The organism is Micromonospora sp. HK10 (assembly GCF_000982955.1).
Classification (GTDB): Bacteria; Actinomycetota; Actinomycetes; order Mycobacteriales; family Micromonosporaceae; genus Micromonospora.
Map to the genome: position 1 here is coordinate 37325 of NZ_KQ058821.1, position 11490 is coordinate 48814.

Below are 11490 nucleotides of genomic sequence, written 5' to 3' on the forward strand. Positions count from 1 at the left end.
GGCCGGTTCCGGGGCCCGGTGCCGGGCTCCGCCGGCGGCGCCCGTCGGCGTATCGCCGGGCCCGCCAGGGGTGCCGGGTGTGACATGCGGGGCCCCCACCTCGGTAGGATTGCCGCTGGTTCGGCAGGGCTCACCGCCCGCCGCCGCCCCCCAGCCGACCGCCCGGCGGTCCCGGTCCGGCGCGGGCGCGGACAGTCGACGCAGGCGTGAGTCAACAGACGGAGGTATGAGATGTCCGGCCACTCAAAGTGGGCGACCACCAAGCACAAGAAGGCCGTCATCGACGCCAAGCGCGGCAAGATGTTCGCCAAGCTGATCAAGAACGTCGAGGTGGCGGCCCGGACCGGCGGCGGTGACCCGGCCGGCAACCCGACCCTCTACGACGCCATCCAGAAGGCGAAGAAGAACTCCGTCCCGAACGACAACATCGATCGCGCGGTCAAGCGCGGCTCCGGTCTGGAGGCCGGTGGCGCCGACTACCAGACGATCATGTACGAGGGCTACGGCCCGAACGGCGTCGCGCTGCTCATCGAGTGCCTGACCGACAACCGCAACCGGGCGGCCACCGAGGTGCGTACGGCGCTGACCCGCAACGGCGGCTCGTTCGCCGACGCCGGCTCGGTGTCGTACATGTTCTCCCGCAAGGGCGTGGTGATCGTCCCGAAGGCGGGCACCACCGAGGACGACGTGATGATGGCGGTCCTGGACGCCGGCGCGGAGGAGGTCAACGACCTCGACGAGGCGTTCGAGGTGGTCTCCGAGCCGACCGACCTGATCGCGGTGCGCACCGCCCTGCAGGACGCCGGCATCGAGTACGAATCGGCCGAGTCGTCGCTGATCCCGAGCGTCAACGTCCCGCTCGACGAGGACGGCGCTCGCAAGATCTTCAAGCTGATCGACGTGCTGGAGGACTGCGACGACGTGCAGAACGTCTACGCGAACTTCGACGTCAGCGACGAGGTGATGGCGGCCGTCGGCTGACCTGGACCGCGAGCGCGCTCCGCGCCGGGCGACCTGGTCGCCCGGCGCGGCGTCGTCTCCGGCCCGCTCAGCAGGACGGTCCCCGGCGGAAGGCGCGCTCGACGTGGGAGGCCAGCCCGGCCTCGTACCAGCCGACCCCGGGGCGGATCGGGTGCCCGGTGTAGAGCTCGACCCGGGAACCGAACCGGACCAGGTACGCCTCGGCGTCCCCGGCGTCGTTGCGGATCAGCGCGCCGCGCCGCCCGTAGATGCGCTCCAGCTCCGCGAAGGACATGCCGACCGACGCGCCGGCCGGAGAGCGGGGCGGGACGGTGGCGGTGCCCACCGACACCAACCGGCCGTTGCGGAAGGCCAGCATGATCACCCCGGCCCAGGCCCCGGTGGCGCCGGCGGCCACCACGCCGGCGCAGCCGGGTGCCGTCCAGTCGATCAGGCCGGCCGCCGAGAGCCGGTCCAGCCGGGCACCGATTCGGTACGGGCCGGCGCCACGGACACTGAGCACCTCGACCGCCGGGGCGGTCGCCGGCGGGTGATCGGCGGTCGCCCGGGCGACCGGTGCCGCGGCCGAGGCCGGGGTGCTCACCGGGGCGACGATGGTCAGGGCCAGCAGCCCGGTGAGGATGGTGGGCCAGAGTCGGTACATGGTGGGTCTCCTTCCGTGTGCTTCTCCTGCCCTGTTGGTCTCCGGCCCGGCGGGTTCGGTTCGTCGGTTCCGACCGGTCCGGTCGGGACGGCGCTGGCCGCCCGGTCAGACCACCACCACCGTGATCGGGTACGTCCGGCCGTCCTTCGGGATGGTCACCACGACGGTGCCGGTCCGGACGAACCGGATGCTCACCACGCCGGCCTCGTAGCTGCGGGAGACCAGGTCCATCCGGTCCACCGTGACCAGGCCCGGCCCGATGCCGCGGATCTGCAGCACCGCGCCGGCGGCGAAACAGAGCGACTTCACCAGGGCCAGTTCGGTCTCGGCGAGGACCAGGTCGTAGCGGACCGCGCCGAGGCACGCGCTCGGCGGCGTCGACGCGGTGGGCCGGGCCGTCCGGCTCCGGGTCGGCCCGGGCGGTACGGGGCGCCGGCTCGGCGGGCCGGCGGCCGACGCCTGCGGGGCGGCTGTCGTGGCGGTGGCCGGCGGCGCGGCTGGGGTGCTGACCGGTGGGGTCGGCGGCCGGACCGGCAGCGGCGTGACCGGGCGGTCGGCGCAGGCCGGCACCCCGACCAGGACGGCCAGCGCGGCCACGGTGGCGGCGCGCCGGTGGCCCCGGCGGGGCGGCGCACCGGCGGACCGGCGTCCGGTGTGGATGATGGACGAGGGGCGGGTCATGGCGGGGACTCCTTCCGGGGGCTTCTCCTGTCCGGTTGGTCGCCGGCCGGGTCGGTTCGGTTCGTCGGGTTGCCGACCGTCCCGCCGCACCATCGCGAGGCGACGCCGTGGGGTCCGCCACCGGCCGGGTGCGGCGGCTACCGTCGGGGGAACGGCGGCCGGGGGTGGCGACCGGCGGAGGTGATGCGGTGACCGCGCCGACGCGGATCGGGGCCTACCGGGTGGAGCGGCTGCTCGGCGCGGGTTCCTTCGCCACGGTCTGGCTCGCGTACGACCCGGTGCTGGACGGCCGGGTGGCGATCAAGGTGCTGGCCGAGAACTGGAGCCACGACCTGCGGGTGCGGGAACGCTTCCTGGACGAGGCACGGCTGCTGCGCCGGCTGGACCACGATCGCCTGATCCGGGTGCACGCCGTGGGCGAGCTGCCCGACGGGCGCCCGTACGCCGTGCTGGCCTGGGCGGACGGCGGCAGCCTGCGGGACCGGCTGGCCCGGGGCCCGCTGCCGGCGGACGCGGCCGTGACGCTGCTGGACGAGATCGCCGCCGGGGTCGCGGTGCTGCACCGGCACGGGGTGGTGCACCGGGACCTGACGCCCGGCAACATCCTCTTCCGGTCGGGGTCGGGCCCGGAGCGGGTGCTCATCGCCGACCTGGGGCTGGCCAAGGCGCTCGCCGCCGCCTCCGGGTTGACCGCCCGGGCGGGGACGCCCGGCTACATGGCGCCGGAGCAGGACGACCCGCTGGCGCTCGTCGACACCCGGGCGGACGTGTTCGGGTTGGGCCGCCTCGGTCTCCGGCTGCTCGCCGACGCCCCGGCGTCGGCCGGCGTGCGGGTGGACCGGCGGGCCGGCCGCGTGCTGCCGCGGCTGCGGGCCGGCGTGCCGCCCGGGGTGGCCGCGGTGCTCGGCAGGGCGACCGCCGCCCGCCCAGCCGACCGCTACCCGGACGCCGCCGCGTTCCGGACCGCCCTCCGGCACGCCGCGACGGCCCCCGCCGGGCCGCCCCTGCCGGCCGGCGCCGGGTCTGCCGGTGGCGCCGACCCGCGGCGCCCCCGCCGCCGACGGATCGCCTCGGCGGCGCTCGCGGTGCTGGTCGTCGCCCTGGGGGCCACGGCGGGCGATGCCGCCGGCCGCACCCCGGCCCCCGCCATGGCGCGCCGCGGGCCGCTCACCGTGGTCCTGCCGGCCGGCTGGCGGGCGGACGGCACCGGCTGGGCCGGGCAGTACGGTGACGACGGCGAGCTGGAACCGGCGCTGGTGGTGTCCCCGGAGCCGGGCCGTTGGGCGGCGGACCCGCAGGTGCCCGGCGCCTTCGTCGGCCTCTCCGCGGGCACGGCCCGCCGCACCACCCCGGAGGGGTTCCTCGCCGAGCGCCCGCACGCGGACTGCGCCGCGGCGCCGGTGCGGCGCACCCGGCAGGGCGGCGTCGACTGGCTGGTCGCCGCATACGCCTGCCCGCAGGGGCGGCCGGTGATCATCGAGGCGGCCGGGCTCGACGCCGGTCCCGCCGGCCTGCTCTACGTGCAGCTCACCCCGCCGCCGGCCGGTGGGCCCGAGTTCGTCGACGCGCTGCTCGCCGGGGTGCGGGTCGGCTAGGCCGGCGGGGTCAGACCACGGGGGGACCGGCCGGTCGCCGCCCGCCGCGACCCGGGCCGGTACGGCGTGGACGGTTGTCCCGGCGGTCCAGCCGGGACGGCCCTGGCCGGCCCGCTGGGCAGCGCCGAGGCCACCTCGACGGCTCGGCTCAACCATCCGACAACCGTCCGCGGACCTGCCGGCGGGCCTCGTGGATCCGCGACTTCACGGTCCCTTCCGGCAGGCCGAGCAGGTTGGCGATCTCGCGGTAGCTCAGCCCGAGCACGTCCCGCAGCGTCACCGCCTCGGCCAGGTCGGCGCGGATTGCGTCGAGCGCGTCGAGCAGGTCCAGCCGGGTGCCGGCGACGACGCTGGTCCGCCGGGGGTCGGGCGGTTCCGGCAGCGGTACGCCGCTCGTCTCCACCCGCCAGCGCCGGCGCAGCGCCCGGTAGGTGGAGCGCGCCCGGTTGGCGGTGAGCCGGTACAGCCAGGTGTGGAAGGACGACCGCTGCTCGAACCGGCCGATCCCGCGGGCCAGTGCGAGCAGCGCGTCCTGGCAGGCCTCCTCGGCGTCCTCGCGGTGCGGCAGCAGCCGGCCGCAGAGCCGCAGCACCTCCGGCCGCACCGCGACCAGCAGTGCGTCGAGCGCGCCCGGCTCGCCGCGCGCGGCCGCGCGGGCCAGTTCCTCGGTACCGTCCGGGAGGGGCATCCGCTCGTCCAATGCTCGCCGGTGGGCCACCTTCAGGCTAGGGCGGCCGCCGCCCGGCTGGGTCGGCCGAGTCCGGCAGCCGACGCAACCCGGACTCCTGCCTGACCGGCTCGCCGGACACGCGGCCGGGCGCCCGGCCGGGCCGCCCGTACCCTGCTGGGATGCTCGCCCCCGACCTGCCGCCGGGGCTGGGCCGGCCCGGCACGCGCCGCGGCCCGGCACCTCTGGGGGTGCCGGGCCGTAGCGGGGTCGAGCGGGTCAGTGCCGATTGCGGTACGCCTTGATCGCGCTGTCGATGATGTCCCAGGCGGTGATCAGGGCGGTGCCGACGGCGACGAAGGTGGCGACGTTGTGCAGGTTGTCCGCCTGGGAGAGCCACTCCCACCGGTGCACGAAGTCCGGGTTGAGCAGCCGGTCGGTCGAGATCAGCCAGATCACCGGGACGGCGAAGGCGAGGTCCAGCACGGCGTTGACCCCGACCAGCGGCCAGGTCCAGCGGCCGGCGCGGAACTTGGCGACCTCCAGGCCGATGGTCGCGACCAGCACGGCGATCAGGAACGGCAGCCAGAAGCTCCACAGCGCGGGGTCGAGGATCGGCAGGTTGCCGTGGCCGTCGCCGGGCACGAACGAGCGGAACTGCTGGATCGGCAGGTACGCGATGACCAGCACCAGGAACCCGATGGCGGCGACCGTGTCGACCGGGGTGATCTGCCGGTTGACGTGGTCCTCCCGGAGTTGGTCGACGGTCCAGGCGGGCAGGTGGAGCGCGGTGTTGGTGCGCTCCAGCACCGCGAAGACCAGGGTGACCCAGAAGGCGATCTGGACCGCGGTCTGGATCGCCGCGCTGATCCCCTCGCCGATCGCGCCACCCCCGTTCCCGTCGGAGGCCTCCACCAGGCCGACGACGACCCCGACGAGCGCCGGGATGAAGCTGAGCAGCAGCTTCATCAGCCGCTCCCAGGCCAGGTAGTAGGCCGGGCCGATGAGCTGGAGCCGCCGGTCGGCGTAGCGGGCCGCGAGCTGCGCGGGGTCGCCCAGCTCGTTGAGCACCTCGCGCTCGGCGGCCTCGGTGTCGCGGCCGTCGGCGCGGCGGCCGTCGATCATGTCCTCGATCGAGCCGCGCAGCTCGGTCTCGATCTCCGCGCGGCGGCCGGCCGGCACGGACCGCAGGGTGGCGGCGAGATAACGGTCGGTCAGCGAGCTCATCGCTGTGCTCCTTCGATCAGGTCGGTGAGAGAGGTCTGTACGGCGGCCAGGTCGCCGAGGAGACGCTGGAGCACGCGCTCGCCCTCCTCGCTGGTCCGGTAGAACTTGCGCGGCCGGCTTTCCTCGGTGTTCCACTCGCTGGTCAGCAGCCCTTGTTCCTCGAGGCGGCGCAGCAGCGGGTAGAGGGTGTTGGCGTCCACCGGGAAGCCGTGGCCGGTGAGCCGTTGCAGCAGTGCGTAGCCGTAGTCGGGGAGGCGCAGGGCGACCAGGCTCGCCACCACGACCGTGCCCCGACGTAGCTCCTGGAGGTGGGTCCGGAGGACCTCGTCGCTGACCATGTGTCACACCATACTGTGTGCCACACACTAATGTCTAGCCCGATATCAGCGTGCCTCGCACAATGCTGTGAAGAGGCCGCGCGGCGGGGCCGGAAGGAGACGCCGACCACCCTCGGCGCGGACGGTGGAGCCGCCGAGTTGACCTCGGTAGGGTGGTTCCCGGTCGGCTCCGACCGCCAAGATCCACAGCTGGGGGGCGCCTCGCATGGGCGATTCGTTCGCGCATCTGCACGTACACACCGAGTACTCGATGCTCGACGGGGCGGCCCGCCTCAAGGACCTCTTCGCCGAGGTCGGCCGGCAGGGAATGCCGGCGGTGGCGATGACCGACCACGGCAACATGCACGGCGCGAACGACTTCTACAAGCAGGCGATGGCGGCCGGGGTCACCCCGATCCTCGGCGTCGAGGCGTACGTGGCGCCGGAGTCGCGCTTCCACAAGCAACGGGTCAAGTGGGGCCGGCCGGAGCAGAAGAGCGACGACGTCTCCGGCAACGGCGCGATCACCCACATGACCATGTGGGCGCAGAACCGGACCGGGCTGCACAACCTGTTCAAACTCAACTCGCGCGCCTCCATGGAGGGCCACTACATCAAGTGGCCCCGGATGGACATGGAGCTGATCGCCGAGTACGCGGAAGGGATCATGGCCACCACCGGCTGTCCGTCCGGTGCGGTGCAGACCCGGCTGCGGCTCGGGCAGTTCGACGAGGCGGTCAAGGTCGCCGGGGCGTACCAGGACATCTTCGGCAAGGAGAACTACTTCCTGGAGTTGATGGACCACGGCCTGGACATCGAGAAGCGGGTCCGGGAAGGGCTGACCGAGATCGGCCGCAAGCTCAACATCCCGCCGGTGGTCACCAACGACTCGCACTACACCACCGAGTCGCAGGCCGAGGCGCACGACGTCCTGCTCTGCGTGCAGACCGCCAGCAACATCGACGACCCCAACCGGTTCCGCCTCGAGGGCGGCGGCTACTACATCAAGTCGGCCGACCAGATGCGCGCGGTGAACACCTCCGAGCTCTGGCTGGAGGGGTGCCGCAACACCCTGCTGATCGCCGAGAAGGTCGACCCCGCCGGGATGTTCGAGTTCCGTAACCTGATGCCGCGCTTCCCGATCCCCGAGGGGGAGACCGAGGAGTCCTGGTTCCGCCGGGAGACGTTCGCGGGGCTGGCCCGCCGGTTCCCTGGCGGGGTTCCCGAGACCCACGTCAAGCAGGCCGAGTACGAGCTGGGCGTCATCATCCAGATGGGCTTCCCGTCGTACTTCCTCGTGGTCGCCGACTTCATCCAGTGGGCCAAGGGCCAGGGCATCGCGGTCGGACCGGGCCGCGGTTCGGCCGCCGGCTCGCTCGTCGCGTACGCCCTGGGCATCACCGACCTGGACCCGCTGCCGCACGGGCTGATCTTCGAGCGGTTCCTCAACCCCGAGCGGGTCTCGATGCCGGATGTCGACATCGACTTCGACGAGCGCCGGCGCGGTGAGGTGATCAAGTACGTCACCGAGAAGTGGGGCGAGGACAAGGTCGCGCAGATCGCCACCTTCGGCACGATCAAGGCGAAGGCCGCGATCAAGGACTCGGCCCGGGTGCTCGGCTACCCGTACGCGGTCGGCGACCGGATCACCAAGGCCATGCCCCCGGCCGTGATGGGCAAGGACATCCCGCTCACCGGCATCTTCGACCCGAAGCACCCGCGCTACGCCGAGGCCGGCGAGATCCGCGGCCTCTACGAGTCCGACCCGGACGTCAAGAAGGTCATCGACACCGCACGCGGCATCGAGGGGCTGATCCGGCAGACCGGCGTGCACGCCGCCGGCGTCATCATGTCCGCCGAGCCGATCATCGAGCACATCCCGCTGATGCGTCGGGACGCCGACGGGGCCATCATCACCCAGTTCGACTACCCGACGTGCGAGTCGCTCGGGCTGTTGAAGATGGACTTCCTCGGCCTGCGCAACCTGACCATCATCGACGACGCGCTGAAGAACATCGAGAGCAACCACGGCCGCAAGGTCGACCTGCTCCAGCTCCCGCTCGACGACAAGCCGACGTACGAGCTGCTGGCCCGCGGCGACACGCTCGGCGTGTTCCAGCTCGACGGCGGCCCGATGCGCTCGCTGCTGCGGCTGATGAAGCCGGACAACTTCGAGGACATCTCCGCCGTCCTGGCGCTCTACCGGCCCGGCCCGATGGGCGCCAACTCGCACACCAACTACGCGCTGCGCAAGAACGGCCTGCAGGAGATCACCCCGATCCATCCGGAGCTGGCCGAGCCGCTGGAGGAGATCCTCGGCCCCACCTACGGCCTGATCGTCTACCAGGAGCAGGTGCAGCGCGCCGCGCAGAAACTCGCCGGCTACAGCCTCGGCCAGGCCGACCTGTTGCGCCGGGCGATGGGCAAGAAGAAGAAGGAGGTCCTCGACAAGGAGTTCGTGCCGTTCCGCGACGGCATGCGCGGCAACGGCTACTCCGACGAGGCCATCCAGACCCTCTGGGACATCCTGGTCCCGTTCGCCGACTACGCGTTCAACAAGGCGCACACCGCCGGCTACGGGCTGGTGTCGTACTGGACCGGCTACCTCAAGGCCAACTACCCGGCCGAGTACATGGCGGGGCTGCTCACCTCCGTCGGCGACGACAAGGACAAGATGGCGCTCTACCTGTCGGAGTGCCGCCGGATGGGCATCCAGGTGCTGCCGCCGGACGTCAACACCTCGGCCGGGCCGTTCACCCCGGTCGGAAAGGACATCCGCTTCGGCCTGGCCGCCATCCGCAACGTCGGCGCGAACGTGGTCGCCTCGATCATGCGGTGCCGGGAGGAGAAGGGCGGCTACACCGACTTCTACGACTTCCTGTCCAAGGTGGACGCCGTGGTCTGCAACAAGAAGACCATCGAATCGCTGATCAAGGCCGGCGCGTTCGACTCCCTCGGCCACCCGCGCAAGGGCCTGCTCGCCGTGCACGCGGACGCGATCGACGCGTACGCCGACGTGAAGCGCAAGGAGGCCGTCGGCCAGTACGACCTCTTCGGCGCCGGCTTCGGCGACGCGGACACCGGCGGCAGCACCACGGTCATGCCGACCATCGGCGCGGGGGAGTGGGACAAGCGGGACAAGCTCGCCTTCGAACGCGAGATGCTCGGCCTGTACGTCTCGGACCACCCGCTGTTCGGCCTGGAGCACGTCCTCAACGCCGCCGCGGACACCACCATCGCCGCGCTCAACGAGGAGGGCGCGGTGCCCGACGGCGCGGTGGTCACCCTGGCCGGCATCCTCTCCGGCGTGCAGCGCCGGGTGACCAAGCAGGGGCGGGCCTGGGCCTCGGCCACCCTGGAGGACCTCGCCGGCGGGGTGGAGACGCTGTTCTTCCCGAACACCTACGAGGTGATCGGCCAGTACATCGCCGAGGACGCGATCGTGGTGGTCAAGGGGCGGGTCGACCGGCGCGACGACACGCCGCGGATCATGGCGATGGACATGTCCATGCCGGACGTCAGCAGCAACCCGGCGAACAAGCCGGTCACCCTGACCATCCCGGTGCACCGGTGCACGCCGCCGCTGGTGGAGAAGCTCAAGGAGACCCTGGTGCTGCACCCCGGCGACACCGAGGTGCACGTCAAGCTGCTCAACGGCGGCAAGGTCACCACGCTGCGGCTCGGGCCGTTCCGGGTGGCCGCCACCACGGCGCTGATGGGCGACCTGAAGAGCGTGCTCGGCCCCGCCAACGTCAGCTGAGCCCCGCACCACCGGAACGCGGCGAGGGCCGCTGGCCGTGGATTGGTTGTCCCGGTGGCCCGGGGGCGATCGCTAGCGTCGAGGCATGGACCTCGCGCAGGCGCAGAAGCTGTGGCAACCGGAGCCCGGGTGGCTGAACACCGCCACCTACGGGCTGCCGCCCGACCCCGCCTGGGAGGCGGTACAGGAGGTGCTCGCCGACTGGCGGGGCGGGCGGGTCTCCTTCGAGGGCTGGGACCAGGCCGTCGGCCGCTCCCGGGCGGCCTTCGCCGGCCTGGTCGGCGTACCCGCCGAGGACGTGACCGTCGGCAGCACCGCCTCGCAGCTGCTCGCCCCGGTGGCCGCCGCGCTGCCGCCCGGTGCGACCGTGGTGGTGCCCGAGGTGGAGTTCACCTCGCTGCTCTTCCCCTGGCTGGTGCAGGAGGACCGGGGGGTACGGGTGCGGACGGTCCCGCTGGCCGGCCTGGTCGAGGCCATCGACGCGGGCACCGACGTGGTCGCGTTCAGCCTGGTGCAGTCCGCCGACGGCAGCGTCGCGCCGTACCGGGAGATCGTCGCGGCGGCCCGGGCGCACGGCGCGTTCGTGGTGGTCGACGCCACCCAGGCCTGCGGCTGGCTGCCCTTCGACGCGAGCCTCGCCGACGCGGTGGTGGTCGGCGCGTACAAGTGGTTGATGTCGCCGCGCGGCGCCTCCTTCGCCTACCTGGCCCCGGCGCTGCGGGAGCGGATGCGCCCGGACGCGGCCAACTGGTACGCGGGCAAGGACCCGCAGGACTCCTTCTACGGCCTGCCGCTGCGGCTGGCCGACGACGCCCGGCGCTTCGACATCTCGCCGGCCTGGTTCTGCTATGTCGGCGCGGCTCCCGCCCTCGAACTGCTCGCCGAGGTCGGGTTGGCGGCGGTGCACGAGCACGACGTGGCGCTGGCCAACCGGTTCCTCGCCGGGCTGGGCCGGCCGCCGGGCGACAGTGCGATCGTCTCGGTGGCGGTGCCGGACGCGCAGCAGAAGCTGGCCCGGGCCGGGGTGCGCGCCGCCGTGCGGGCCGGCCGGGTCCGCGCGTCGTTCCATCTCTACACCACCGAGGCGGACGTCGACCTGGCCCTGACCGCGCTGGCCGGCTGAGCCGCGACGGCTGCCCGCGCCGACCGGCTGCCCCGCGCCATCCCGCGACGCGGCGTCCCGCGCCGTGCCGCGACGCGGCTTCCCGCGGCGCGCTGTCCCGCGACGCGGCGTCCCGCCTGGTCCGGCCCGCCCGAGTTCGACGTCGCGGCGTGTTGTCCCGCGACGAGCTGAGCGGGCGATCCCACCCCGGGACCGGGCGGGAGCGCCCGCTCAGGCCAACGGGCCGCCACCCGCCGGCGCGCCGGCCCGCGCGGAGCGGCGCTCGACCGTCGGCAGACGGGTCCCCGCCGGACGTGCGACGCCCAGGGGTCCCGCTCGACGCGGCGGCCACCCCCAAACTAGCGGCGCAAGTTTCCCGCCGTCCACCCCGGACCGTGCCTCGCCTCGACCCCTACCGCCGCCCGGTGCCGCGGACCGCCGGCCGTCGTCGGGCGGGACGCTCCGGTGGCACGGGGCCGGAGCGCGCCGCGTGCCGGTGGGGCCACCACATGTCGAC

The 11490-nt window shown here is 73.3% G+C and carries 9 protein-coding genes; 4 read left to right on the forward strand and 5 right to left on the reverse strand.

Annotated features, from left to right (window positions below; genetic code table 11):
- The first annotated feature begins 231 nt into the window (after positions 1-231).
- Positions 232-981, forward strand: coding sequence for a YebC/PmpR family DNA-binding transcriptional regulator (locus tag LQ51_RS14355; protein ID WP_046566038.1), 750 nt, complete (start codon positions 232-234; stop codon positions 979-981).
- 67 nt (positions 982-1048) lie between these two features.
- Here the strand turns inward: LQ51_RS14355 and LQ51_RS14360 are convergent, their stop codons facing one another.
- On the reverse strand, positions 1049-1624 hold the full coding sequence (locus LQ51_RS14360) for a hypothetical protein (protein WP_046566040.1): 576 nt from the start codon (positions 1622-1624) through the stop codon (positions 1049-1051).
- 105 nt (positions 1625-1729) lie between these two features.
- On the reverse strand, positions 1730-2305 hold the full coding sequence (locus LQ51_RS14365) for a hypothetical protein (RefSeq protein WP_046566041.1): 576 nt from the start codon (positions 2303-2305) through the stop codon (positions 1730-1732).
- Between the two features lie 188 nt (positions 2306-2493).
- Here LQ51_RS14365 and LQ51_RS14370 point away from each other — a divergent pair, with 188 nt between their 5' ends.
- The gene (locus LQ51_RS14370; RefSeq protein ID WP_046566105.1) at positions 2494-3900 is read left to right on the forward strand and encodes a serine/threonine-protein kinase; all 1407 of its coding nucleotides are present in this window, start codon (positions 2494-2496) and stop codon (positions 3898-3900) included.
- 148 nt (positions 3901-4048) lie between these two features.
- Here the strand turns inward: LQ51_RS14370 and LQ51_RS14375 are convergent, their stop codons facing one another.
- The 3 genes from LQ51_RS14375 to LQ51_RS14385 all read right to left on the reverse strand — a co-directional run bounded on the left by LQ51_RS14375 (position 4049) and on the right by LQ51_RS14385 (position 6132).
- The gene (locus LQ51_RS14375) at positions 4049-4588 is read right to left on the reverse strand and encodes an RNA polymerase sigma factor (RefSeq protein WP_046566043.1); all 540 of its coding nucleotides are present in this window, start codon (positions 4586-4588) and stop codon (positions 4049-4051) included.
- A 258-nt stretch (positions 4589-4846) separates the two neighbouring features.
- Entirely contained in the window at positions 4847-5794 is a 948-nt protein-coding gene (locus LQ51_RS14380) for a permease prefix domain 1-containing protein (protein WP_046566045.1), read from the reverse strand.
- Complete coding sequence (locus LQ51_RS14385; protein ID WP_046566046.1) at positions 5791-6132, reverse strand: PadR family transcriptional regulator; 342 nt, start codon at positions 6130-6132, stop codon at positions 5791-5793. The genes LQ51_RS14380 and LQ51_RS14385 overlap by 4 nt, the downstream gene beginning before the upstream one ends.
- Before the next feature lie 205 nt (positions 6133-6337).
- On the opposite strand from LQ51_RS14385, the gene dnaE reads away from it, so the two are divergent.
- Together dnaE and LQ51_RS14395 are read left to right on the forward strand one after the other, a co-directional pair.
- Entirely contained in the window at positions 6338-9871 is a 3534-nt protein-coding gene (gene dnaE, locus LQ51_RS14390; protein ID WP_046566048.1) for a DNA polymerase III subunit alpha, read from the forward strand.
- Positions 9872-9956: 85 nt separating this feature from the next.
- Entirely contained in the window at positions 9957-10994 is a 1038-nt protein-coding gene (locus LQ51_RS14395; protein ID WP_046566049.1) for an aminotransferase class V-fold PLP-dependent enzyme, read from the forward strand.
- The last annotated feature ends 496 nt before the right edge of the window (positions 10995-11490 follow it).